General features: G+C 65.2%; 25 protein-coding genes and 1 pseudogene. 12 read left to right on the forward strand and 14 right to left on the reverse strand.

Annotation, left to right across the window (positions count from 1 at the left end; genetic code table 11):
* Positions 1-154 precede the first annotated feature (154 nt).
* Positions 155-769 carry a glutathione S-transferase family protein gene (locus BMZ97_RS22770; RefSeq protein WP_092175068.1) on the reverse strand — a complete coding sequence of 205 codons (615 nt, stop codon included), beginning with the start codon at positions 767-769 and terminating at the stop codon, positions 155-157.
* A gap of 184 nt (positions 770-953) precedes the next feature.
* On the opposite strand from BMZ97_RS22770, the gene corA reads away from it, so the two are divergent.
* Positions 954-2,021, forward strand: coding sequence for a magnesium/cobalt transporter CorA (gene corA / locus BMZ97_RS22775; protein ID WP_092175071.1), 1,068 nt, complete (start codon positions 954-956; stop codon positions 2,019-2,021).
* A 193-nt stretch (positions 2,022-2,214) separates the two neighbouring features.
* Here corA and BMZ97_RS22780 read toward each other — a convergent pair whose 3' ends face one another.
* Entirely contained in the window at positions 2,215-2,457 is a 243-nt protein-coding gene (locus tag BMZ97_RS22780; RefSeq protein WP_069688540.1) for a DUF2312 domain-containing protein, read from the reverse strand.
* A 111-nt stretch (positions 2,458-2,568) separates the two neighbouring features.
* On the reverse strand, positions 2,569-3,372 hold the full coding sequence (locus tag BMZ97_RS22785; protein ID WP_092175073.1) for an N-formylglutamate amidohydrolase: 804 nt from the start codon (positions 3,370-3,372) through the stop codon (positions 2,569-2,571).
* A 127-nt stretch (positions 3,373-3,499) separates the two neighbouring features.
* Between BMZ97_RS22785 and BMZ97_RS22790 the strand changes: the two genes are divergently transcribed.
* From BMZ97_RS22790 to pyk, 3 genes are read left to right on the forward strand one after another with little or no spacing between them, the layout of a single operon-like run.
* Entirely contained in the window at positions 3,500-4,804 is a 1,305-nt protein-coding gene (locus BMZ97_RS22790) for a glycerate kinase type-2 family protein (protein ID WP_092175399.1), read from the forward strand.
* Position 4,805: 1 nt separating this feature from the next.
* A complete protein-coding gene (locus BMZ97_RS22795) occupies positions 4,806-5,249 on the forward strand; it encodes a DUF1036 domain-containing protein (protein ID WP_092175076.1) in 444 nt (147 codons plus the stop codon).
* A 13-nt stretch (positions 5,250-5,262) separates the two neighbouring features.
* On the forward strand, positions 5,263-6,702 hold the full coding sequence (gene pyk, locus BMZ97_RS22800; RefSeq protein WP_092175079.1) for a pyruvate kinase: 1,440 nt from the start codon (positions 5,263-5,265) through the stop codon (positions 6,700-6,702).
* A 68-nt stretch (positions 6,703-6,770) separates the two neighbouring features.
* Here the strand turns inward: pyk and BMZ97_RS22805 are convergent, their stop codons facing one another.
* The 4 genes from BMZ97_RS22805 to BMZ97_RS22820 form a co-directional block, all read right to left on the reverse strand.
* Positions 6,771-7,736, reverse strand: a complete 966-nt coding sequence (locus BMZ97_RS22805; RefSeq protein WP_092175081.1) for an alpha/beta fold hydrolase — start codon at positions 7,734-7,736, stop codon at positions 6,771-6,773.
* 56 nt (positions 7,737-7,792) lie between these two features.
* Entirely contained in the window at positions 7,793-8,434 is a 642-nt protein-coding gene (locus tag BMZ97_RS22810) for a tetratricopeptide repeat protein (RefSeq protein WP_175525681.1), read from the reverse strand.
* Positions 8,435-8,599: 165 nt separating this feature from the next.
* Complete coding sequence (ykgO, locus tag BMZ97_RS22815; RefSeq protein WP_038363015.1) at positions 8,600-8,725, reverse strand: type B 50S ribosomal protein L36; 126 nt, start codon at positions 8,723-8,725, stop codon at positions 8,600-8,602.
* Positions 8,726-8,903: 178 nt separating this feature from the next.
* Positions 8,904-9,695: an MBL fold metallo-hydrolase gene (locus tag BMZ97_RS22820; protein WP_092175086.1), complete on the reverse strand. Its 792-nt coding sequence runs from the start codon at positions 9,693-9,695 to the stop codon at positions 8,904-8,906.
* Positions 9,696-9,887: 192 nt separating this feature from the next.
* Here BMZ97_RS22820 and BMZ97_RS22825 point away from each other — a divergent pair, with 192 nt between their 5' ends.
* Positions 9,888-10,085 (forward strand): hypothetical protein, encoded by a 198-nt coding sequence (locus BMZ97_RS22825; RefSeq protein WP_092175089.1) that lies wholly within the window; start codon positions 9,888-9,890, stop codon positions 10,083-10,085.
* 88 nt (positions 10,086-10,173) lie between these two features.
* Here the strand turns inward: BMZ97_RS22825 and BMZ97_RS22830 are convergent, their stop codons facing one another.
* The 4 genes from BMZ97_RS22830 to gcvA form a co-directional block, all read right to left on the reverse strand.
* On the reverse strand, positions 10,174-11,283 hold the full coding sequence (locus tag BMZ97_RS22830) for an NAD(P)H-dependent flavin oxidoreductase (RefSeq protein WP_092175093.1): 1,110 nt from the start codon (positions 11,281-11,283) through the stop codon (positions 10,174-10,176).
* 96 nt (positions 11,284-11,379) lie between these two features.
* Positions 11,380-11,724 carry an antibiotic biosynthesis monooxygenase family protein gene (locus BMZ97_RS22835; RefSeq protein ID WP_092175096.1) on the reverse strand — a complete coding sequence of 115 codons (345 nt, stop codon included), beginning with the start codon at positions 11,722-11,724 and terminating at the stop codon, positions 11,380-11,382.
* Positions 11,725-11,804: 80 nt separating this feature from the next.
* Positions 11,805-12,227: an antibiotic biosynthesis monooxygenase family protein gene (locus BMZ97_RS22840; RefSeq protein ID WP_210188312.1), complete on the reverse strand. Its 423-nt coding sequence runs from the start codon at positions 12,225-12,227 to the stop codon at positions 11,805-11,807.
* 269 nt (positions 12,228-12,496) lie between these two features.
* Positions 12,497-13,537, reverse strand: coding sequence for a transcriptional regulator GcvA (gcvA, locus tag BMZ97_RS22845; protein WP_210188313.1), 1,041 nt, complete (start codon positions 13,535-13,537; stop codon positions 12,497-12,499).
* Between gcvA and BMZ97_RS22850 the strand changes: the two genes are divergently transcribed.
* The 3 genes from BMZ97_RS22850 (at position 13,536) to lpxD (ending at position 16,324) form a co-directional block, all read left to right on the forward strand.
* On the forward strand, positions 13,536-14,339 hold the full coding sequence (locus BMZ97_RS22850; protein WP_092175101.1) for a crotonase/enoyl-CoA hydratase family protein: 804 nt from the start codon (positions 13,536-13,538) through the stop codon (positions 14,337-14,339). The genes gcvA and BMZ97_RS22850 overlap by 2 nt on opposite strands.
* 51 nt (positions 14,340-14,390) lie before the next feature.
* Positions 14,391-14,831 carry a DUF1330 domain-containing protein gene (locus tag BMZ97_RS22855; protein WP_092175104.1) on the forward strand — a complete coding sequence of 147 codons (441 nt, stop codon included), beginning with the start codon at positions 14,391-14,393 and terminating at the stop codon, positions 14,829-14,831.
* A gap of 452 nt (positions 14,832-15,283) precedes the next feature.
* Positions 15,284-16,324 (forward strand): UDP-3-O-(3-hydroxymyristoyl)glucosamine N-acyltransferase, encoded by a 1,041-nt coding sequence (gene lpxD / locus BMZ97_RS22860; protein ID WP_092175107.1) that lies wholly within the window; start codon positions 15,284-15,286, stop codon positions 16,322-16,324.
* Between the two features lie 325 nt (positions 16,325-16,649).
* Here lpxD and hemC read toward each other — a convergent pair whose 3' ends face one another.
* Positions 16,650-17,594 (reverse strand): hydroxymethylbilane synthase, encoded by a 945-nt coding sequence (gene hemC, locus BMZ97_RS22865; RefSeq protein ID WP_092175110.1) that lies wholly within the window; start codon positions 17,592-17,594, stop codon positions 16,650-16,652.
* A 240-nt stretch (positions 17,595-17,834) separates the two neighbouring features.
* On the opposite strand from hemC, the gene BMZ97_RS22870 reads away from it, so the two are divergent.
* The 3 genes and pseudogenes from BMZ97_RS22870 (at position 17,835) to BMZ97_RS22880 (ending at position 19,927) form a co-directional block, all read left to right on the forward strand.
* Positions 17,835-19,058 carry an MFS transporter gene (locus tag BMZ97_RS22870; RefSeq protein ID WP_092175112.1) on the forward strand — a complete coding sequence of 408 codons (1,224 nt, stop codon included), beginning with the start codon at positions 17,835-17,837 and terminating at the stop codon, positions 19,056-19,058.
* 99 nt (positions 19,059-19,157) lie between these two features.
* Positions 19,158-19,400 (forward strand): annotated as a pseudogene (locus BMZ97_RS22875) (flagellar biosynthetic protein FliP); the annotation flags it as partial.
* A gap of 89 nt (positions 19,401-19,489) precedes the next feature.
* A complete protein-coding gene (locus BMZ97_RS22880) occupies positions 19,490-19,927 on the forward strand; it encodes a response regulator (RefSeq protein ID WP_210188314.1) in 438 nt (145 codons plus the stop codon).
* Here BMZ97_RS22880 and BMZ97_RS22885 read toward each other — a convergent pair.
* On the reverse strand, positions 19,900-20,079 hold the full coding sequence (locus BMZ97_RS22885; RefSeq protein WP_092175115.1) for a hypothetical protein: 180 nt from the start codon (positions 20,077-20,079) through the stop codon (positions 19,900-19,902). The genes BMZ97_RS22880 and BMZ97_RS22885 overlap by 28 nt on opposite strands.
* 48 nt (positions 20,080-20,127) lie before the next feature.
* Positions 20,128-20,322, reverse strand: a complete 195-nt coding sequence (locus BMZ97_RS31355; RefSeq protein ID WP_175525682.1) for a hypothetical protein — start codon at positions 20,320-20,322, stop codon at positions 20,128-20,130.
* Positions 20,323-20,591: 269 nt separating this feature from the next.
* On the opposite strand from BMZ97_RS31355, the gene BMZ97_RS22895 reads away from it, so the two are divergent.
* Complete coding sequence (locus BMZ97_RS22895; RefSeq protein ID WP_139221291.1) at positions 20,592-22,376, forward strand: hypothetical protein; 1,785 nt, start codon at positions 20,592-20,594, stop codon at positions 22,374-22,376.
* Position 22,377: the final 1 nt, after the last annotated feature.

Below are 22,377 nucleotides of genomic sequence, written 5' to 3' on the forward strand. Positions count from 1 at the left end.
CGGTTCTCGACAACCACGCCAGCCGACTAGAGCCGTTTCCGATCCAATTGGATCGTTCAACGCTCTAGCTCATTGTTTTGGCGCGTTTTCTTCACGCGAACCGGTATCCACTTCGCTCGAAAACGCTCTAGCCATAACGAACTGCGGGCGCGGTCTACGGCTCCTCGCGGTCGATCGGCCAGTGCTTGAACACGTCGAGCGCCTCGCAGGCCTTCGCTTGCGCGGCCAGCGCCGGCCAGCGTTCTTCCGGCGCATAATCGGGGATTACGAAGCGGCAGAAACCCCAGGCGATCGCGGCGGAGATGTCGCCGGGCCGCAGGTTCGGCCCCGCGCCGAGCTCGCCGCGCTTGGCCGCGGCATCGAGCAGGTCGAGCGCGGTGTCGAGCTGGGCGACGATGCGTTCCTGCCAGGGCGCGTAGCGCTGTGTGTCGGGCCGCTTGCGCTCATATTCGATCGAGACGGCCTTGTCGGCGGCAACGATGCCGATGCCGGTCAGGCTGAGATCGCGTGCCCGCGCTGCCGCATCGCTTGGGCGTAGCGAGCGGCCGGCGACATCCTCGAAATGCAGGATGATCAGATTGGAATCGGTGATCACCGTGCCGTCGTCACAGACGAGCGAGGGCGCCTTGATCAGCGGGTTGATCTTGGCGAAGGCCTCCATGTGGCGGAACACCGAGACCGAGCGGTGCTCGAAATCGAGCCCTAGGAGCCTCCCCGTGACGGCGGCGCGGCGGACATAGGGGCTGTCCAGCATTCCAACGAGCAGCATGGCGGTCTCCGGTTCGCGTGCATCGCAACAATGCTGTGAAGCCGGCGTGAAGCCACGCGAATTCGCGTGAATTGACGCATCACGGGGCGTGATGGAGCCCCGCACGAAATAGCGAAAACCCTTGTCCGGGCTAACAAACGCGCTAGCCTGTCAGACAAGCCCCCAGGCTGGACGAGGTGCGCTCATGTCAGTTGCCGAAAAACGGTTTGCCGCCGAAACCCTGTCTTCGCCGCCCGCCGATCCCGCGCCCTCCCAGGTCCCCGAGCCAGGCCATCTCCACGAGACCGGCGTCGTCGCCTCCAGCGTCTATGCCCATGGCGTGCGCATTGCCGACATACCCATCGAGGAAGCTGGCGCATGGGCCCGCAAGGACGGTCATGTCGTTTGGATCGGCCTGCTCGAGCCCGATGCCGATCTGCTCCATCGTGTGCAGCAGCAATTCAACCTGCATCCGCTCGCGGTCGAGGACGCGACGAACGCGCATCAGCGCCCCAAGCTCGAACAATATGGCGATGCCCTGTTTGTCGTCGCGCGCACGGCCCAATTGGTCGACAAACGCATCGCCTTTGGCGAAACGCATATCTTCGTTGGCAACGGCTATATCGTCAGCGTCCGCCACGGCGCCTCGACCTCCTACAAGACGGTGCGACAGCACTGGGAGACCTGTCCGACCTCGCTCGCGAAGGGGGAGGATTTCATCCTCTACGCGATCCTCGATTTCATCGTCGACAACTACATGCCGGTGCTCGAGGCGATCCATGAGGAGGTCGAGGAGATCGAGGACAAGGTGCTGGCGAAGCCGATGATCCGCGACGACATCGAGCGGCTCTACATGCTGCGGCGTGATCTTCTGCGCCTCCGCAATGCAGCCGCGCCTTTGGTTGATGTCTGCCAGCGCCTCGCCAATGCGAGTGTGCCGCAGGTGCGTCCGACGCTCGCGCCGATGTTTCGCGACGTGACCGACCATGTCCGCACGGTTCAGGAAAAGATCGACAGCCTGCGCGAGGTGCTCGCCTTCGCTTTCGAGGTGAGCCTGCTCATCGGCCAGGGCCAGGAAAACGCGATCACCAAGAAACTCGCTTCATGGGCCGCCATCCTGGCGGTGCCGACCGCGGTCGCCGGCATCTATGGCATGAACTTCAAGAACATGCCGGAGCTCGAACTCCAGTTCGGCTATCACACCGTCCTGGTGCTGATCGTGATCTCCTGCACGGTGCTCTATTGGCGCTTCCGAAAGAATGGCTGGTTGTAGGAGATCGATTGAGAATGGGATCGTCATCCTGAGGAACTGCGAAGCGGCGTCTCGAAGGATGAGGGCTCGGATAAATCCCAGGCAGTCTCTGAACGCTTATACAGGCGCCGAAACAGGCGTTATCTGCACCGCCACCCCGAGCAAGCGGCGTAGGCCGCGTTGATCCGGGATGACGGAGCGGGTGTGAAGGCGCTCAGGCGCTCTCGCCGACGGCCTGCAGGTAGAGGTCGAGGATGGCCTCCTCCTCGGCGCGCTCATTGGCGTCACGCTTGCGGATGGCGATCACCTTGCGCAGGACCTTGACGTCATAGCCATTGCCCTTAGCCTCGGCATAGACCTCCTTGATGTCGTCGGAGATGGTCTTCTTCTCTTCCTCGAGGCGCTCGATGCGCTCGACGATGCTCTTGAGCTGGTCGCCAGCAACCGGATCTTCCATCTGCATATCCTTAAGCGGTGGGGAAATTTGGCCGGAGGGTTCGCACCGCGCGGGGGCCGGCGTCAAGCGCGAAGCGGCACTTCGCGCGGGATGCTCAACAGCCGCGATGTCTCAGCCGGCGCGCAATGAGGCAAGACATCCAGGCAGGATTGCGGCCAGTCGCTCTCCCCAGTCGCGTGCGGTGGCGTCGCTGGCGATCAGATCCTGGCGCAGCTCGATCAGCGTCTCGCGCAGGCCCCGGCGCGTGGCGTGGCGATCGATCGTGTCGCCGGGCAAGCCGCCGCGATAGGGTTCGTTGTCGCCGACCACGAGGTCGCCCTCGCGCTGCAGGGCGGCGATCAACAGCTGCGACAATGCGCCTTCACCGTCCCAGAGCACGCCGATATGCCAGGGCCGCGCCGCGGCCTTCCAGAACGGCGTGAAGGAGTGCAGCGAGACGATCGCGGGTGGATGGCCGGCCGCGAGCGCCGCCTCGATGGCTGTATCGATCGCCGCGTCATAGGGCTCGTAGTAGCGCGCCACGCGCTCAGCGATGCCGGCTTGGTCGAGATGGCGGTTGCCGGGCACGATCGCGCCGTCGGAGAGGCGCATCACCAGCGTCGGGTCGTCCAGGCCGCGATTGGGGTCGATCAGCAGGCGCGAAAAATTGCTCAGCACGGCAGGCGCATCGAGCGCCCGCGCCATGGCGCGCGTCATCTCGGCCGCGCCGATGTCGTAGGCGATATGGCGTTCGAGCTGGGCCGGCGGCAGGCCCAGCGATGCCAGCTCGGGCGGAATCGCGTTGGTGGCGTGGTCGCAGATCAGCAGGATGCCGCTCGCGAGATTGCCTGGAATGACCTCTACCTCGCCGGGTGCGCGAGGCACCGCCGGCTTCAGCGCCGTGGCCGGTTGGGTCTCGGCCGGATCGATCCGCATGTATCCCTCAAAAAGTATGATTATATCGGGAAAAGGCTGATGACGTTCGCCCGGCCGCGACTTAAAAGAATCAGCAACGAAAGTCGATGAAATCGACGTGAAAGTTCGGGCGGAAGGCGGCGCGGCGGTGCAGGCGAGACGTGACGATACGGCAGGCTCTCGCGCAACCGCCCGTGCGATCTTCGATGCTGCCGTCGCGCGCGCCCATCCCGCCGGCTGCCTGCCGACGCATCTGCCGGCTCCTCCGGCTTCTGGCCGCCTGATCCTGCTCGCCGCGGGCAAGGCGGCGGGCAGCATGACCGCGCTGGCCGAGGCACATTATCTCGATTCAGACTTTCCGCAGAACCGGCTCGCCGGCCATGCCGTGGCGCGCCATGGCTATGAGACGGCGACCCGCCACATCCCGATGGTCGCTGCCGGCCATCCCGTGCCCGATCAGGGCAGCGTCGACAGCGCGGCGAAGGCGCTGGCGCTGGCGGCCTCCGCCACCGCCGACGATCTCGTACTGGTGCTGCTCTCGGGTGGCGGTTCGGCGAACTGGGTCGCACCGGCCGGCAGCCTGACGCTGGCCGAGAAGCAGGCGATGAACAAGGCGCTGCTGCGCTCGGGCGCGCCGATCGGCGAGATGAACATCGTCCGCAAGCGGCTTTCGCGGATCAAGGGCGGCAGGCTGGCGCTCGCCGCCGCTCCGGCGCGTTTGCTGACGCTTGCGGTCTCCGACGTGCCCGGCGATGAGCCGACCGCCATCGCCTCGGGGCCGACCGTGCCCGACCCGACCACGATGGCGCAGGCCCGCGCCATCGTCGCCCATTACAGGCTCGATCTGCCGGCCGCCGCGCGCGCGCTTCTCGACGACGACGCCAGCGAGACGCCCAAGCCCGGTCATCCCGCCTTCGCCAACAGCGAATTCCGTATCATCGCCCGCCCGGCTGATGCGCTCGCGGCGGCGCGGGAGGCTGCGGAGGCTGCGGGCTATGCGGTGCATGATCTTGGCGCCGATCTCGAAGGCGAGGCGCGCGACGTTGCCGCCGCCCATGCGGCGCTTGCGCGCAAATTGAAGGCGCTGGGCAAGCGCACCGCCATCCTGTCCGGCGGTGAATTGACGGTGACGCTGCGCGGGCAAGGCCGGGGCGGGCCGAATCAGGAATATGCGCTGGCGCTCGCCATCGCGCTTGCGGGCGAGCCGGGCATCGTCGCGCTCTCCGGCGATACCGACGGCACCGACGGCGGCGGCGGCGAGGCGACCGATCCGGCCGGCGCGGTGATCGATCCCACGACTTTGGCGCGCGCTGCCGCGCTCGGCCTCGTTCCTGCCCAATCGCTCGCCGACAACGATTCGACGGGTTTCTTCGAGCCGCTTGGCGATCTGCTGCGGACGGGGCCGACCTTGACCAATGTGAATGATTGCCGCGTGATCCTGATAGACCCTTGAGATGACCCGCATCAGCCCGACGACCTTGCGACTATGCCTGCTGGCGGCCGGCCTCCTGGCCGGGACTTCACCCGCCTTCGCCGATCTGCGCATGTGCAACACCACGGGCAGCCGCGTCGGCGTCGCGATCGGTTATCGCGACGCGCAGGGCTGGACCACGGAGGGCTGGTGGAACCTCAGCCCGCGCGGCTGCGAGACGCTGCTGCGCGGCACCTTGGCGGCGCGCTTCTACTATGTGCATGCGGTGGATTACGACAAGGGTGGCGAGTGGACGGGAAAATCCGTCATGTGCACGCGCAACAAGGAATTCACGATCCGTGGCATCGAGGATTGCCTGGCGCGCGGTTTCGACCGCGCCGGCTTCTTCGAGGTCGATACGGGCGAGCAGAAAAGCTGGACGATCCAGCTCACCGACACCACCGGCAATGCGCCGCAACGCCCTTGAGGGATGAAGAAGAATGAAGCGGGAACGCCGGATCAAGATCATCGCCACGCTGGGGCCTGCCTCCGCGACCGAGGAGATGTGCGCAAAGCTGTTCGAGGCGGGCGTCGACGTCTTTCGCATCAATATGAGCCATACGCAGCGCGAGACCTTGCCCGAGAAGATCGCGATGCTGCGCTCGCTGGAGACGAAGTTCCGACGCCCGGTCGGGATTCTCGCCGATCTGCAGGGGCCGAAGCTACGCGTCGGCCAGTTCGGCGGTGATGGCGGCGTGATGCTGGAGAAGGGCGCGAAGTTCACGCTCGATTCCGATCCCACGCCCGGCACGCTCAAGCGGGTGCATCTGCCCCATCCCGAGATCCTGACCGCGCTGGAGCCCGGCCATAACCTCATCCTCGACGACGGCAAGATCCGGCTCGTGGTCGAGAAGGCGACGCCGACCCAGGCCGTGACCCGCGTCACGATCGCCGGCCGCCTGTCCTCGCGCAAGGGCGTCAGCCTGCCGGATACGACCATCCCGGTCTCGGCGATGACGGATAAGGACCGTTCGGACGCTGAAGCCGCGGCCGCCGCCGGCGTCGACTGGATTGCACTCTCCTTCGTGCAGCGGCCGGAGGACATGGCCGATCTGCGCAAGATCGTGCAGGGCAGGGCGCTGGCGCTCGCCAAGATCGAGAAGCCCCAGGCGCTGCTGCGTCTGGAGGAGATCATCGAGGCCTCCGATGCGATCATGGTGGCGCGCGGTGATCTCGGCGTCGAGATGCCGCTGGAGAAGGTGCCGGGCACGCAGAAGCGCATCGTCCGCATGGCGCGGCGCAAGGGCAAGCCGGTCGTCGTCGCCACGCAGATGCTGGAGAGCATGATCACCGCCCCGGTGCCGACGCGAGCCGAGGTTTCGGACGTGGCCACCGCCGTGTTCGAGGGCGCCGACGCCGTGATGCTCTCGGCCGAGAGCGCGGCCGGGCAGTATCCGGTCGAGGCGGTGACGATGATGAACCGCATCGCCGAGGAGGTCGAAAGCGAGGCGGTCTATCGCACCATCCTGGAATCGCAGCGGGCCGAGCCCGAGGCGACGGGCGCCGACGCCATTGCCAAGGCTGCCCATGAGATCGCCGACACGCTGAACCTCAAGGCCGTCTGCGCCTGGACCTCTTCGGGCTCGACGGCGATGCGGCTCGCGCGCGAGCGGCCGAATTCGACCGTGATCGCCTTGACCCCGAACCGCGCCACGGCGCGCCGCCTCACCCTCGTCTGGGGCGTGCATGCGGTGGTGACCAAGGACGCCAGCGACATCGACGACATGGCCTCGCGCGCCTGCAAATTCGCGGTGCGCGAGAAGTTCGCCAAGCTCGGCGACCGCATCATCGTGGTGGCGGGCGTGCCCTTCGGCACACCGGGCGCGACCAATATGGTGCGCATCGCCTTCGTGGCGAAGGAGCATGTCGAGCAGGCCTGAGGGCGATGTCATCCCGCACGCGTTGCGGCACGCAGTGCTGCGACGCAGATGCGGGATGACACGGTGCGTTAGTTCAGCGCCAGTCCCGATCGGGGGCCGACCATCTGGTCGACCGCCTCGACGACGATCTCCGGCGCGGCATGGTGGGGCATATGGCCGACGCCTGGCAGCAGGATAAGTCGGCCCTGAGGCGCCTCGCGCGCGATCGCGGCGGAATGGATGGTTGGCGAGACGATGGCGTCGCTGTCGCCGGTGATCGCTGCCACCGGCACCTTCAGTTCGCGATAGCGTGGGGCCTGGGCTGCGACGAAATCAAAGGTCGCGGCGATATCCTGCGAATTGGCCTGGAAGTCGGCCGGGCGCAACAGCAATCTGATCTCGCCCGTTTCGAGATAGCCGGGCGTCACCGCACGCGGTGCAAAGACGCTGCTTGCACCCTCGTCCAGCATAAGGTTCGCAGCGGGCAAGGCGACGAGCCTGGTGAAGAGCGGGCCGATCAAGGGCCATGTCGCGAGGTGGTGATACCAGGCGATGCCGCTCGGCCAGGGATGGGTGACGCCGCCGAGCAGGACGAGTCCCTTCAATCGCTCCGGCCGGTCGAGCGCGATGCGGGTCGAGAGCGCGCCGGCGAGCGAGTGCGCCACCAGGACGAAGCGCTCGGGCGCGATCTGGTCGAGCGCCCGCATGATCGCGGCAGCCTGGTGTCCGGGATCGGCCATCGCCGCGCCTTCCAGCCTGTCGCTCCAGCCATGGCCCGGCCGGTCGAGTGCGATGACGCGGTAATGGCCGAGCTCCGGTCCGAGCGTCGCCAGCAGGTCGGCATGGTCCGAGGAGGCGCCATGGACCAGCACGACCGTGCCATGGCTTTCCCCGGAGGGCTGGAGTTCGCGATAATGCAGGCGGCCGCCGGGGAGAGCGACGAAGGCGCCCTTGGGCGGGTAGAGCTGGGCGACCTCGGCGCCGAGCCATTCGGCGCGCAGCATCAGGCCGCAGGCGAGGAGAAGGGCGAGAGTGACGAGGGCGCGGATCAGCATGCTTCGCTTACGCGCCGGCTTTGATTTCGGTTTCGCCAGGGATCAAATTGGGCGCTTCAGGCGTCGCGCCCATCGACTTCGCTCGCCAGCGATTCGACCGCGCTCTTGATCGCGTCCAGCTGTGGATAGATTGCGAGCGCGCGGCGATAGGCCACCATGGCGTGCTTGTCGTCGCCCTGTTGCCGCAGGATCGAGCCGAGGCCGATCATCGCGCCATAATGGCGCGGCTCGCGTTTCAAGGTCTCTCCGATGTCGAGCATCGAGCGAATCGGGTCGCCGGCGATGAAGAGCGCATTCGCGCGCTGGTTCCAGGCCTCGGCCCAGTCGGGCTCCAGGCTGATGATGCGGTCGAGCAGTTCGATCGCGAGTTCGGTTTGCTTGTCGCGCAGCGCCGTCTGGGCGCGCGTCATCAGCAGATCGGTAGTGTCGGAGCCCGAGCGCGCCCAGCGGCGCTGGATCAGATTGGCGATGCCCTTGGCTTCCTCGGGCGATTTGGCCGCCGCGAGACGCTCGAACAGGCGGTCGAGCGTGGCGGCCGGCGTCCTTGGCGGAGCAGGCGTGGGGGCAACCGGATTATCGTCCTTGTCGGCGGGCGGAACCAAGCCGGGGCGCGGCGGCGGGCTTTCCTGAGCGCGCAGCGGGGCGGCCGAGAAGGGAGCGGCCGCAGTCAGCGCCAGCGCGAAAGCGACGGGAAGCATGCGCGAATTGATCATGCACTGCAGTGTAATGGAGCCACTGCGCGCGTCAATTCACGGAGAGGCGACTGAACCACAACGCAAAAAGGCGGGATACGCCCGAGGGCGCCCCGCCATGCCGTCCAACCGGAGCGAGAGCCGCGCGACGAAGCCGCCGCGCGCCAAATCTCAGCCCTGGCGCGCCTTGAAGCGCTTCTGGACCTTGTTGATGATGTAGACGCGGCCCTTGCGGCGCACGAGCTGGTTGTCGCGATGGCGTGCGCGCAGCGACTTCAGCGAATTGCGGATCTTCATGGTCTCAACTCCGTCGATCTGCCATTGCGGGCAAACCGGTCAAAAACTAAGCCTTCCGACGCGAACCGGAGACCGGCCCTCATCGACCACGCGAATGGTGCGGCTGATGCGATGCCGGCTGTATACGGATTTTTCCGGATATCGCAAGGGCGAAGCCGGCGGGAAGCACCAAAAAACCTCAGGCGATTGCCGCCAGATAACGCTCGAAGGAGCGCTCCAGCGCCGCCTTGGCGCCGCCGGCGATGACCCGGCCCTCGAAGGCGCCGTAGACCCTGTCGAAAGCATAGGGTTCCAGGATCGCCGCGATCCGGCGGATCGTCGCGGCATTGACCGGGATCATGTTCGGATAGGAGTAGAGCACGCTGACATGGCGGCGATCGGCCGTGACCTGCAGCACGTCGCCGGTATAGAGCACTCCCGCCCCCGCCGCGTGATGCAGCACGGTTGCGCCTGCGAAATGCCCGCCGCAGCGCAAGAGGGTGAGCGAGGGGCCAAGCTTCAGTGCCTCGCCGTCCCAGTGCTGGATCGCTGGGTCGGGCTCGGTCACCCAGACCCGGTCATCGGCATGGAGATGCACCGGTACGTCGAGCGCTCGCGCCCATTCCGCCATCGCGGTGTAGTAGTGCGGATGCGAGATCGCGATGCCGATGACCTTGCCGCGCGCCAGGATCGCATCGAGCGCGGCTTGCGTGACCAGGCCGATGCAGTCCCAGAGCAGATTGCCCTCCTCGGCTTCGATAAGCAGCGCGCGCTGGTCGATGGCGAAGGCGGGCTCGATGCGCAGGCCGAGCACGCCATGGTCCGGCGCGCAGGCGATATGGTGATCGGCAGCCAGTTCGTCTGGTGTCAGCCAGTCCTGGCCGCCCCAGCGAACATATTGCCGTTCGTCGAGGCAGATCGGGCAACCGGGAGGTGGTGTCGGGGCATCGGGAAAGCGCGCGCCGCATTGGCGGCAGAGGAAGCGGGGCATGGCAAGCGCTCCAGGGCGGCAAGGTTGCGATGCTAACTCCAAGGGCGCGGCGGCGTTATCTGTCGCCGAGCCGGGGCGGCATGCATGTGCCGCGACCATGGCGCCGGCATGGCCCATAAGAGCCTCTAGGCAAGGGAACTTTCGGGCATCGCCAGGCGTTTCCAATGATCGATCTCTTTTGGGAAAATCATTGTGAAAACCCTGACCTTGACTCTGCTTGCCGTGACCGCACTCGCGCTTGGAGCCTGCGGCAACCGGACGGAACAGCGCATCGGCGGCGCGGCCGTGGGCGCGGGCACCGGCGCGGTCATCGCCGGCCCTGTCGGAGCCGTGGTCGGCGGAGCGGCTGGCGCGATCAGCGCACCGGCCGTGGTGCGCGCCACGCGCTAAGCCCAGGCGGCCCAGGATTGCGGAAGCGAGAAAAGCCACCCGTAAGGGTGGCCTTTTTCTTTTGTCTTGAAGGAGAGCGTCGACGTTTTTATGCGCCGAGGAATTTGAAGTGGCCGCCGGCCCGCGCCTGAAATACCTGCCGCGTCTCCCGGACCAGTGCGTCGAACAACTCACCCGCCGTACGGTGACACAGCAGGGCCGCCGATTGTCCGGCGTAGATCGAAAGCAGGTCGTCGCGGCCGCGCTCGATGGCCGCGCCGCGCAGGCTGTTCGTCAGCCAGTTCTGTGCCGGGTATGGTGCGAGATCATCTCCGTAGGCTGCCATTTCCTCGGAATATCCGTTGCAGATGGCGCGTGCCAATCGCCCCGAAAAAACCCGCGTCAGCGTCGTGTGACGCGCCCGATCGGACAGCAGGGCTGCACGATAGAGAGGTGATGCGCCGGATTCTGCGCAGGCCAGGAACGCCGTGCCGACCTGCACGCCGTCGGCACCGAGCGCCATCGCAGCTGCGACCCCTCGGCCGTCTGCGATGCCGCCGGCGGCAATGACCGGGATTCGGACGGCATCCCGAACCTGCGGGATCAGTGCGAAGGTCCCCACGAGCGAACGTTCGGGCGGCTCCAAGAACGACACCCGATGACCACCCGCCTCCGCGCCTGATGCGAGAACGAGGTCGATACCCGCGGCTTCGATCGCGTGCGCCTCCTCGACCGTCGTCGCATTGCCGATCGTGCGGATGCCGCGGGATCGGCACGCCTCGACGATCCGCGGCGAGGGAACGCCGAAGACGAAGCTGATGACCGGAGGCGCCGCCTCGATCAGCGCCTCGATCTGCTCGTCAAAGTTCTGCCCGAAACGATCGGGGAATGTCGGGGTATCCAGTTCGAGCGCTGCGTAGTGAGCATGCAACCGCCCGACGTGACGCTCGAACGACGCTCGGTCGAATCTGGCCATTGCCGGATCTTCGTTGTCGACCCAGAGATTGATGGCGAATGGCGATGCCGTGCGCTCGCCTATGCGCACCACGATGTCCCTGATGTGAGCGGGGCTGAAGATATGGGCTCCGAACGAACCGAGGCCACCGAGATTGGAAACCGCGGCAGTCAACTCTACCGAGGAAAGCCCTCCGCCGAACGGGCCCTGGACGATCGGATAGGTAACCCTCAGCAATCTCGCCGCTTCGGTCTCATTCCACATTGTCGCTCGTCCCGCGATAGCATCCAGCAAAAGATTGGATGAGTTGCGTTGCCCTGCGCCCGACCGTGGCCGGATTGCGCCGCCCTCGACGAGCATTCACGCAAGGGCCTCGCGGCTGTCGCACGGCGACTGCTCCCTCTCGGTCATGCCGTAGTCGCGCAAGACGGCTGCGACCCGCAGGCGGTAATCCAGAAACACATGCTTGCGGCTGTTGGCCTGGACAGTGCGATGGATGTTCCAATTGCGGAATGCGGTGACCGCCTCTTCGTCGCGCCAGATGGACAGCGCTAGCAGCTTGTTCGGGTCGGACAAGCTCTGGAAACGCTCGATGGAGATGAAGCCGTCTATCGTCTCGAGCTGGGGCCCGAGCCGCGCGCCCATGGCCAGATAGGTCTGCATGTTTCCGGGCGCCGGCCACGACTCGAAGATCACCGCAATCATGTCCTGCTCCTGGTCATTGAAGGATGCCCCGGGCCCCGGGCTTCGCGCTGCGGGCGGCCGGGAGCCATCTCGGCATATCGTCAGCCCGCTTTGCCGGGCGGCGCCTTGGCCAACCACGCCCGCGCCCGGATGACGCTGCAGATCTGGTATTTGAATTCACTGTAGAAATTCTCGAAGCCGCGCTTTTTGGCCTCACGATGCTCGATATCGACACGCCATTGGTTCAGCGCCTCTTCGGTTTCGAACTCGACGATCGTCACTCGTTCTCCATCGTCGGCCACGAATCCCTTGTGCGAGACATAGCCGGGCATCGTCCGCGCCCGCTCGCTCATGCGCTGGGCCGCCGGGCCATACTCATCCTGCACGCCGGGCTTCAGCCGGCTGCGCAATACCGTAACGATCATGGAAGTGCCTCCATCCTGATGTTGCCGTCGCCCGTCGATGAAGCTGCAGGATTCGCGCTGCAGCGCCTGCCGCCGCTCATGCGTGGGTTGGCCGGCCAAGGTGCCTGTGCCTGAAGAATTCCAGGATCTCATCCCGGGCCGCGATCGTCGGTTGGGTTCGGCAGAACGAAGCACCCTTGCCGATGCAGGGCACGGAAGCGCGCACGCTTCTCGGAATGATAGACGACCAATTGGCGCCCCTCCTGTTGAGACAGGCGGGATTTAGGGAGCCGACGTCATGCGGGGCAAACGAGTAATAGTGGAGCCCGCGTGAATGATATTCACGCGCGACGCTGCCGTGAAGGCTCCGGCTTGACGCCTTCGGCAGCTCAACCTGCCGATGTCGCGCTTTCCTGCAGGATCCAGGATCGGAATGCGACAATGCGCGGATCGTCCGCCCGGCTTTCCGCGCCCACGAGCCAATAGGCGGTCTGGCTCGGAACGTGGTCCCAAACTTCGACCAGGTTGCCCGAAGCCAGCTCCTCATTCACCAGGGGCTTGCGCCCGATCGCCACGCCGAGGCCCTGGCAGGCTGCTTGGAACGCCATGTGAATGGTATCGAAGCTAAGCCCCTTCGCCGCATCGGGCATCGCATGGCCGGTCGCGCTCGCCCACATCTCCCAGTCCTCGCTGGTGCTCGTCACATGGATCAAGGGCGCCTGCTCGATATCGGCGAGATCGCACACGCGTTCACGGATCGACGGCGCGCAGACCGGGACGAGTTCCTCCGCGACCAGCTTGTCGGCGATAACGCCCTGCCAATTGCCACGGCCCATGCGGATGGCCAAGTCCACGCCGTCCTCCGACAACTCCGCCCGCTCCTGGGATGTGTCGATGACGATCTGGATGTCCGGATGGAGCTCGCGGAATATGTGCAGCCGCGGCAGCAGCCACAGAGCCGCGAATGTCGGCGCCGCGCTGATCGAAAGCTGGCCCGAGCCATGCTTATTGATGACCTGCGCGCTGCCGCTGGCCAGAAGGTGAAGCGCCTGACGGACGGTCGGGATATAGGTCTGTCCCGCCTCGGACAGCACCAGACCCTTCGTCGTCCGCAGGAAGAGTGGCACGCCAAGCCATTCCTCCAGCGATTGAATGCCGTGGCTGACGGCGCTTGGTGTCAGCAGCAGCTCCTCCGCCGCGTTCTTGAAGCTCAACAGCCGGGCGGCCGCCTCGAACAGCCGAAGTGAATTCAGCGGCGGTAACCGGGAGCGCATCGCACTGGCCTCCTGCCGAACATCTCGTCGCATGCGCGCTCCGGCGCAGATCACGAGGTGAGATTTTCTCATGCGCCGGAGACGATTATCCGTTTGTTCGATCGCGAGCGCGATTGCAACGTCCCGCCACGCAGCAAGGGCAGGAACCGCAATCATGACGTCAACGACAGAGCATCCAGTCCTGATCGAGATCGCCGGCAGCATCGCCACCCTCACGCTCAATCGGCCGGCCAAGCTCAACGCGCTGAACTATGCGACGATCGATGCGCTCCAGCGACATCTCGATGCCATCGAACGGGACGAAGCCGTTCGCATCGTGATCCTGACAGGCGTCGGCGAGAAGGCCTTCAGCGCGGGCGCCGACATCGCTGGCTTCTCGCTCAGCGTCGAGGCCGGCGTGACCACCGCGATGCGGGAATTCGTCGGGCGCGGTCAGGCCTTGACCCGGCGCATCGAGAATTTTCCGAAGCCCGTCATCGCCGCGGTGAACGGCCTCGCCTTCGGCGGGGGCTGCGAGATCGTCGAGGCCTGTCCGCTCGCTATTGCCAGCGACCATGCCCGCTTCGCCAAGCCGGAGATCAATCTCGGCTTTCCCCCGACATTTGGCGGAACCCAGCGCCTGCCGCGCCATGTCGGTCGCAAGCGGGCCTTGCATCTCATCCTGACCGGCGACCCGATCTCGGCCGAGGAAGCCGTGCGGATCGGGCTGATCAACGAGATCGTGCCCGCTTCCCGGCTCTTGAAGCGGACGCGGCAGCTCGCGGCGACGATCCTCGGCAAGTCGCCGGCGGCCGTCAGCGCCTGCCTCGCAAGCGTCACCCGCGGCATCAACCTGTCGATCGACGAAGGCCTGGCCGTCGAAGCCAGCCAGTTTGCGCAATTGGCCCATACCAGCGACGTGCGCGAGGGCATCAGCGCCTTCCTCGAGCGCCGGCCAGCCCATTTCAGCGGACGCTGACGTCCGCAGGAACCAAAACCACAACCTCCGATCACAGAGAGGCGATGAACAATGTCGGGCCATATCGATCTCGAGAAGGCACAGTTCCTGGCGCTTCGCGACAGCGGGCATCAGGGCCCCTTGCATCTGCTCAACCTGATCCGGCTGCGCGAGCGTGCCGATTATCTCGATGGCCGCGAGGTCAGCGGCATCGAAGCCTATCAAAGCTATGGCCGGGCCAGCGAAGCCGTGCTCGCCCGCATCGGCGCGAGAATCGTCTGGGAGGGCCAATTCGACATGGTGCTGATCGGACCGCTGGCCGAGCACTGGGATCTCTGTTTCGTTGCGGAATATCCCAGCGTGCAGGCCTTCGTCGAACTGATCCGCGATCCCCTCTATCGGGAAGCCGCGCTGCACCGGAAGGCCTCCGCACAGGACACTCGCCTCATCGCGTTGCAGCCGCGGCCGGGGGCGATCCGGTTCGGCCAGTTCCTTGAAGAAGCCCGCGGCTGATCGCCGGCATCAGCGCGAACGTAAGCCAGTTCGTGATATTCAAGTCGTGGTCGGCGCTGGCTTGGGGCCGTGTCCAGCATCAGGCGCTGGCTCTGCAATGGGTCGATATCAGTTTTGCTGCGACATCGCTCTGGGGGTCCGCTTTCGGGCGAGGAGCCAACTTCCGCAACTGGCGCGAGGCGGCGGCTCGTTCCGCACGCAGTTCGATTTCACCACCGCAATCGCGACGCCCGCGTTTCTCACGCTGTCTCTCAGTAACATTTCCAAATATCAAGCCTTCGGTCGGACACGCTTCAAACAATCGAACGTCGTAATGCACGGTGAAACTCACAAGTCATGCGGGTCATCCGGCAGAATCAGTCGACCGATTCACAGAATCCGTCATCTGCGGGCGGGCTCAGGTTCTCCACGGACGCGGCACCGAACCGAAACCGACCTATCGGAAGGCGATCATGACCGCGATCCAAATTTCTGAGCCTACTGGAATAACTTTGGCAGAACTCGCGGAAGCGGCTGGACTATCGCTTCCGGTATCCGCCAATCCAGAGGTTCGGCTGAGCGGAGGAGCCAGCCTCGAGACAGCCGAGCCGTGGCATGTGGCCTATATGGATCACGGCCGCTACGCGGAGGCGTTGCGGGCCACCCTGGCGGGCGTCTGCGTCGTGACGGAGCGCTTCGCCGATATTGTCCCGCCCGGGACCGTCGCGATCGTCGTCCGGGATCCGCACCTGGCCTATGCCAACCTGCTCGCTCGGCTGCACCCGGAGGCGTTGCGGCCCGAGCCCGTTCTGGGCCAGGCCGGCACGGCCTTCGGATGTTTCGTGCATCCCGGGGCCCAAGTCGGTGTCGGGGTTGTGCTCGATCCCGGTGTCGTCATTGGAGACGGGGTCGTCGTCGGAGACGGCACGAGGCTCGGGGCCCATACGGTGCTCGGCGCCGATGTTGTGATAGGCAGGAATTGTTCGATCGGCGCGGGCGTCACCATCGCGCAATGCGACATGGGCGACCGCGTGATCATCCATCCTGGGGCTCGCATCGGCCAGGACGGCTTCGGGTTCGCGCTAAGCGCTTCGGGCCATGTGAAAGTGCCACAGCTCGGCCGCGTCCTGATCGGAAACGACGTCGAGATCGGCGCGAACACGACGGTCGATCGTGGCAGCGGGCGGGACACGGTCATCGGAGCCGGGACCAAAATCGATAACCTGGTGCAGGTTGCTCACAATGTGCGCATCGGTCGCCACTGCGTGATCGCCGCGCAGGTTGGCATCGCAGGCTCGACCGTTCTGGACGATGGCGTCGCCGTTGGAGGGCAAAGTGCGATTGCGGGCCATCTCCACATCGGCCGGGGCGCTCAACTGGCCGGGGCATCTGGATTCATGAGGAATATTCCGGCTGGCGAACGCTGGGGTGGAATGCCGGCCAGACGTGCCCGCGAATGGTTCAGGGAGCAGACAACGCTCAAGAACCTGGCGAGGCCATCGAGCGCCGCCTGATTGGCCCTGCGCCGCGTGTCATTTAGTGCCATATGCAAATCGGGCACTACGTGACACCGAGACCATTATCGAGCGCTCGAAAATAGAAGAGGTACGGCTGGCAGTGTCCCGCCATGCGGCCGATCTATTCTGGCGCCACCGCGCGGACGGCACGAGCGGAGACACAATCGCCGGAGCAGCCGGCCTGCCGAAGCGCACGGTCTGGCGCTATATCCGCTGTCACAATTGGCCATTTACCCGCCGACGCACGAACTATGTCAGTGTTGGGTATAAGTCCGTTCGGGTGGCCTTTTTCTTTTGCCTTGAAGGGGAGCGTCGGCGTTTTTTACGCGCCGAGGAATTTGAAGTGGCCGCCGAAGCTTCGGTAGGATGATTCGAGGATGGCGACGCCGCCGCGAAGCCGCAAGGTCTCGGCGGCGGCGAGCCCGAGTTCCACGGCCCGTTCGGCGGTGTCCTCTTCCGTGGCGACGATGCGCTCTCGCCCGTCGAGCGAGGTGATCTGGGCGTGCAGGACGAGGCGTCCGTCCTTCCAGCTGGTGCAGACGCCGACAGGCAGGCTGCAGCCCGCCCCCAAGGCATGCAGCATCGCCCGCTCGCAATCGACCTCGGCGCGGGCCTTCGGATCTTCGATGTCCTTCAGGATCGCCAGAACATCGGCGTCGTCACCTCTCGCCTCGATGCCGAGCGCGCCCTGGCCGACGGCGTGGGGAAAGAGCTGCGGGTCCAGCAATTCCGTCGTGGCGCCCGCCAGTCCCAGGCGCTGAAGCCCGGCCTGGGCCAGGATCACGGCACTGAGGCCGTGCTCCCCGTCGATCTTGGCGAGCCGGGGGCCGACATTGCCCCGGATCGGTACGACCTCAATATCAGGACACAAGCTCATGATCTGGGCGCGCCGGCGCAGGGAGCCGGTCCCGACCTTGGCGCCGGGTTTGAGATTGTCCAACGTCGCGCCGCAGAGAACGTCGCGTGCATCCTCCCGCTCGGGGACCGCGGCCAGGACCAGCCCCTCGCGCAGCATCGTCGGCAGATCCTTCAAGGAGTGGACGACGATATCGACTTCCCGGGAGACCAGTTGCTCCTCATGTTCGGTCGAGAACACGCCGATGATGCCGAACTGGTGGAATTCGGAGACGCGGTCCTTGTCCGCGATCGTCGCGATCGGGTGCAGCGAGAACTCGGTCTCGGGGTGCTTCGCCTTGATCAGGCCGATGATGTAATTGGTTTGCGCCATCGCCAATGGGCTGCGCCGCGTGCCTATCTTGATGTGCATGGGGACGGTTCACCTGGGCTGGAAGCCCGCTCGCGGCCATTGATTTGAAGCGCTCTATATCAGGAGCGGGTGGCGGCGACGAGTGCGGCGTTCCAGCGCCCTCCGACCGGCTGGGACTGGCGGGCAGGCTGCGCTGGTTCGGCGTCATGCGTATTCCAGGCGAGAGCCCGCCTCAAACGTCGCTGGCGGCACCCCGGCTGCGGTGTAAACGTCGCCGCCCCACGCTGCCAAGGCCACTCAATGCTCGTCTTCAAACCGCTCGCAGAGCGCCGCATCGCCTTGCTGTGGGGTAGCCAATTGTTCTCCGCAACCGGCGCCGAGTTCTACATGGTCGCGGTGGTGTGGATCGCGACCTCGCTGATCGGGCGCGATGCCGGCTATATTTCGGCACTGCAAGCGGGAGCGCTGCTCGCAGGCAGCCTGTTCGGCGGCGTCCTGACCGATCGCTGGCGCTTCAAGACGACGATGATCGCAACCAGCCTCATCCGGGCGCTGCTTCTTGTCGTCCTGTCCGTGGCTGGCATGCTCGGCCTGATGAGCCTGCCGCTGCTTGCGATCGTTGCCGGGCTCGTGGCGCTGGCGACCTCGGCCTATGATCCGGCACTGCAGGGCACGCTTCCGGTGCTGGCGCCCGAGCCTCGCTTGCGCCACGCGGTCAACGGTCTGTTTGATGCGACGCGGCGCATGGCGCGCATCCTCGGCCCGAGCCTGATCGCGCTGGTCAACGGCATCGTGCCGATCGGGCAGTTCTTCTCGATCACGGCGGCGGGCTTCCTGCTCTCGGCGATCGGCGTCGGGCGTGGCCTGAAAGGCGTCGAGATTCCGCCGACCTCGAGCGGACGAGGTTTTGCCGCGGTGAGGGACGCGCTGTCGGGTGGCCTGCGCGCGATGCGCGGGCATGCCGTCATGCGGTACGGCCTGATCGCCGATCTCGTCGGCAATATCGCCTGGTCGATGGGTTTCCTGCTCGGCATGGCCTTGTATCTGCGCGCGACGAGCACCGACCCGCTCACGGATTACAGCCTGATGATGACCGCCTATGGGCTGGGAAATCTCGGCGCGAACCTCGTCCTGGTGAGCCTGCGGCCGCAGCGTCCCGCGCTATGGCTCGTTGGCTCGAAATTGATCTTCGGCGCCGGCGTCATGCTGCTGCCCTTCGCGCCCGACCGCGCCTGGCTGATGGCCTTCGCCGCCTTTGCCGCCATCAACGGACCGCTCGAAAATCTCGCGCTGCTTCACATCATGCAGCATGATTTTCCGCCGCAGCGCCTCTCACAGGTCTACCGCCTGCAGATGTGTGCGGTCTTCGCCGGCTCGCTGATCGGCTATCTCGCGGCGCCCGCCCTGTTCGGCCAGTTCGGGGTCGGCGTGATGATCACGGCGACGGGCGCTGCAACCTTCGTCATGGGCGTCATTGGCCTGGCGCTCTTCGCGTGGCGCGGACCGGCCTCACCCGCAGAATGACTTCGCCTTGTCGGTCCATTGACCGAAGCCGGTCGCGACGATGCGCCTCTTTGCCGATATCGCGCCGCCAGCATCCGGCCGGCCGACCCGACACAGAGCGTCGATCTGCGGATCCTGATCCCGTCCTTCATGATTTCGGAATTGCGGCGCGCCTTCGAGATCGGCTTCCTGATCGCCCAGCCATTCCTCGTCACCGACATGATCGTCGCGACGGTGGTGATGTCGATGGGCATGATGATGCTGCCGCCGACCGTGATCTCGCTGCCTCTGCAGGTGATCTTCTTCCGCCTGATCGACGGCTGGAATCTGCTGATAGGCGGCTTGGTCAGATCCTTTTCCTAGATGGTCTGGGGGGCGAGTTGTTCCGTTTGGGCTGTCCAAATCAGATGACCGGCGCTTCATCGAAGCGCGGTTGTTCTGGAGTGAGGTGAATGAAGATCCTGGCCATCGACGACACCAAGACGCTGCTCAGCTTGCTTTGCCTGACATTGCGCAATGCCGGCCATGACGTGGCCGCGGCGGAGAACGGCGAGGAGGGCCTGGCGACCTCTGACAAGTTCAAGCCGGATCTGGTGATCACCGACCTCAACATGCCTTTGATGGACGGCATCGAGTTCACCCGCGCCTGCCGGGCGAGGCCCGAGGGGGGAGAACATTCCGATCATCATGCTGACCACCGAGAATGGCGCCGAGATCAAGGCGGAAGGCCGCCGTGCCGGCGCCAGCGCCTGGATGGTCAAACCTTTCGAACCCTCGACGCTGCTGGGCCTCGTCGCCCGCTATCAGGGCTGAGGGCGCGAATAGCGGCGTCTATGGTGGGGCTTGCGTCGGCCGCTGCCCGTCAAAGCCAGTCGGACCAGCAGTCCTGATGGCTCTCCCAGCGCTCGACCGCTTCCAGCAGGGCGAGGAGCTCGGCCTCCTCGCGCGAGCCCGCCGCGGCATGCGCGATCTCGTCGATCCGTTGTGTCGCGCGTTCGTGGTCGTCTTCGGTGTGAATGCGCACGCGTTGCTGCAAGGTCATCGGCAACTCCACTGATCGCGGGCTCATAGCCTGCGTTCGATGTCAGTTTCACGAAGACGACACGGTGCAAAAAGGATGCCGGCGGCGAATTTTCGCTTCTATAGGCCCGGCACGGTGCAGCGTGCGGGCGCCGAAATCCACGTGTCCATTGACCAGTGCTTTGTCCCAGCCGAGCCCGAGCATCGCCGCGCTGCGGGTGCCGGTCGCGAAACCAATCTCGGCGAAGCGCTCCAGGCGCGGCAAGCTTTCGCCCGAGGGCTGCCAAATGGCGGCGCTGGACTCCGGATCGCTAGCGACCCAGCGCTCGCCCGGGATGGTGCGCAGGAGGTGAGCATACTCAGCCTCCGTGAACCAGCCGGGGTGCAACTGGCTTGTGATTAAGCCGGCCGAAGGAGTGCGTTAGACAGCCACAAAATTTGGATCGTAACAGTGCGGCGCATGGTTCGGTCAGGTTCGTAGATCTCTAACCATGATGCGCGCATGATCTACTATGATCTCGACAATGACCGGCCGTGGCGCAAATCAGAAGTCATCGTCGTGATATCCATACGTACTGGCATGGTTCCATTGGTAGCCGCCGCCGCAGAAGGACCAGCCTGGTGACAGACGAAAAGGCGGGAATGGAGCGTGTGACTAGACTGGAAGAGCGGCGCGGGACATCGACCCTTTCAACAACTCTGATCGCAGCCTTCGCGCTCGCTGCGGTGGTTGCGCTGATTCTGCCTCTCAACCTACCCATCGGCCCGTATAACTGGGACACCCTTGTCTATTACGATGCGATAAACCGCATTCGCGCCGGCCAAACGCCGAATGTCGACTTCTTCGCGCCGGTCGGACCGCTGGGTTATTATCTCGCGACATTGCTGGATAGCGTGTTCCCCCGCGCCCAGCCCATGCTGCTGGTCAATTGGGCGCTTCTGCCGGTGCTGCTGCCATCGATGGCCATGCTCACGGGCCATGTCGCTGCCTACTCTCGCGGCCAGGCGCTCGCGCTACTGCTGCCCTTTCTGCTGCTTGCGTCGCTGCCGATCAATCTCCAGGCAATCTATCCCATTTCGGGCTTCGACGGTTACGGGCATTACAACCGCCACGTCGCCTTGCTGCTCTACACGCTGGTCGCGACGCTGATCTTCTCGCGAGACCGGCGGCTTCTCGTGGGGCTCGTGGCGCTGTTGATGCTGACATTGTTCCTGGTGAAGATCACCGGGGCTGTGAGTGGCGTGCTGCTGGTCGGCTATGCTGTGCTCGTGGGCCGTTTGCGCGTCATGGATGCCGTGCTGGCGGCAGCGCTGGTCCTCGTGCCGCTAGGCGCGCTCGATCTGACCACGGGCATGGTCGGGGCGTATATCGACGACATCCTGACGCTGCTTCGCCTCAACGGCGGGTCGCTGTCGAGCCGCTTCCTCATGGTGGCCTCGCTCAACCTGGATGTGATCGCGCCCTGCGTCCTGCTTCTGGGCACATTGGCGCTGGCCGGTTGGCGTGAGCGCGCCGACCTGTCCTGGGTCCGCATGCGATCGCTGGGGGCTTCTCCACCCGGTTGGCTGGCAGCCGTTTTGATCGCGGAGATTCTGTTCGAGACGCAGAATACTGGCTCACTGGAATTCATCGGGCTCTGGCCGGTCATCCTGCTTGTGCTGGTCGATTGGCAGGCACGGCGGGATTGGCTAGGCCTTCTCGTGCTGGTGCTGTGCCTGGCTGTGGTGCTGCCGGCCGTATCCGCCTTCACCCAGCGTAGCGCCAGGGCGGTGCTCGCCACCCCATTCTATCATACGCTCGACCTCGCCGATCTCGGCACGTTCGGACAGGTCAACGTCAAAGCCGAGATCGCCGAGCGTGCGCCGATCATGCTGGAGCACTACGCCACATACCAGGAGAGCTATCGCGATCTCACCACGCGCGGGCAGATGCCGTCCTACATCCTGTACTCGGAAACTGATTATCAGGCGACGTGGCTCCTCGAGTTGCAGCAGGGGCTGGTCGCGATCCGTGCCTGGGAAGCGACAGCGGGACGTCGGCTGAACGGCGTGTTCACGCTGGATTTCGTGGATCCGTTCAACCGGCTGCTCGGGCGCGAGCCGGCGCGCCATGTCCCGATCGGCGTGGATCCGGCGCGTACGAATCCCCCGCTGACAGAGCAGACGCTCGCGGCGCTGGAGGGCATCGATGCGATCCTCCAACCCAAATGTCCGTTGACGGTCAACCGAACGACGATCGCAACGCATTTCGCTCGCGCCTTGCAGGGCCGCAGGCGCGTCGCGCTCTCGAGCTGCTGGGACATGTACCTGAAGGACTGAC

Origin of the sequence: Allobosea sp. OK403 (assembly GCF_900113835.1) — a bacterium.
GTDB lineage: Bacteria > Pseudomonadota > Alphaproteobacteria > Rhizobiales > Beijerinckiaceae > Allobosea.

Excerpts from the sequence above, each read along its gene's own strand:
- BMZ97_RS22770 (WP_092175068.1), bottom strand. The coding sequence starts at position 769 with ATGCTGCTCGTTGGAATGCTGGACAGCCCCTATGTCCGCCGCGCCGCC.
- corA (WP_092175071.1), top strand. The coding sequence starts at position 954 with ATGTCAGTTGCCGAAAAACGGTTTGCCGCCGAAACCCTGTCTTCGCCG.
- BMZ97_RS22780 (WP_069688540.1), bottom strand. The coding sequence starts at position 2,457 with ATGGAAGATCCGGTTGCTGGCGACCAGCTCAAGAGCATCGTCGAGCGC.
- BMZ97_RS22785 (WP_092175073.1), bottom strand. The coding sequence starts at position 3,372 with ATGCGGATCGATCCGGCCGAGACCCAACCGGCCACGGCGCTGAAGCCG.
- BMZ97_RS22795 (WP_092175076.1), top strand. The coding sequence starts at position 4,806 with ATGACCCGCATCAGCCCGACGACCTTGCGACTATGCCTGCTGGCGGCC.
- pyk (WP_092175079.1), top strand. The coding sequence starts at position 5,263 with ATGAAGCGGGAACGCCGGATCAAGATCATCGCCACGCTGGGGCCTGCC.
- BMZ97_RS22805 (WP_092175081.1), bottom strand. The coding sequence starts at position 7,736 with ATGCTGATCCGCGCCCTCGTCACTCTCGCCCTTCTCCTCGCCTGCGGC.
- BMZ97_RS22810 (WP_175525681.1), bottom strand. The coding sequence starts at position 8,434 with ATGCTTCCCGTCGCTTTCGCGCTGGCGCTGACTGCGGCCGCTCCCTTC.
- ykgO (WP_038363015.1), bottom strand. The coding sequence starts at position 8,725 with ATGAAGATCCGCAATTCGCTGAAGTCGCTGCGCGCACGCCATCGCGAC.
- BMZ97_RS22820 (WP_092175086.1), bottom strand. The coding sequence starts at position 9,695 with ATGCCCCGCTTCCTCTGCCGCCAATGCGGCGCGCGCTTTCCCGATGCC.
- BMZ97_RS22830 (WP_092175093.1), bottom strand. The coding sequence starts at position 11,283 with ATGTGGAATGAGACCGAAGCGGCGAGATTGCTGAGGGTTACCTATCCG.
- BMZ97_RS22835 (WP_092175096.1), bottom strand. The coding sequence starts at position 11,724 with ATGATTGCGGTGATCTTCGAGTCGTGGCCGGCGCCCGGAAACATGCAG.
- BMZ97_RS22850 (WP_092175101.1), top strand. The coding sequence starts at position 13,536 with ATGACGTCAACGACAGAGCATCCAGTCCTGATCGAGATCGCCGGCAGC.
- gcvA (WP_210188313.1), bottom strand. The coding sequence starts at position 13,537 with ATGATTGCGGTTCCTGCCCTTGCTGCGTGGCGGGACGTTGCAATCGCG.
- BMZ97_RS22855 (WP_092175104.1), top strand. The coding sequence starts at position 14,391 with ATGTCGGGCCATATCGATCTCGAGAAGGCACAGTTCCTGGCGCTTCGC.
- lpxD (WP_092175107.1), top strand. The coding sequence starts at position 15,284 with ATGACCGCGATCCAAATTTCTGAGCCTACTGGAATAACTTTGGCAGAA.
- hemC (WP_092175110.1), bottom strand. The coding sequence starts at position 17,594 with ATGCACATCAAGATAGGCACGCGGCGCAGCCCATTGGCGATGGCGCAA.
- BMZ97_RS22870 (WP_092175112.1), top strand. The coding sequence starts at position 17,835 with ATGCTCGTCTTCAAACCGCTCGCAGAGCGCCGCATCGCCTTGCTGTGG.
- BMZ97_RS22880 (WP_210188314.1), top strand. The coding sequence starts at position 19,490 with ATGAAGATCCTGGCCATCGACGACACCAAGACGCTGCTCAGCTTGCTT.
- BMZ97_RS22885 (WP_092175115.1), bottom strand. The coding sequence starts at position 20,079 with ATGACCTTGCAGCAACGCGTGCGCATTCACACCGAAGACGACCACGAA.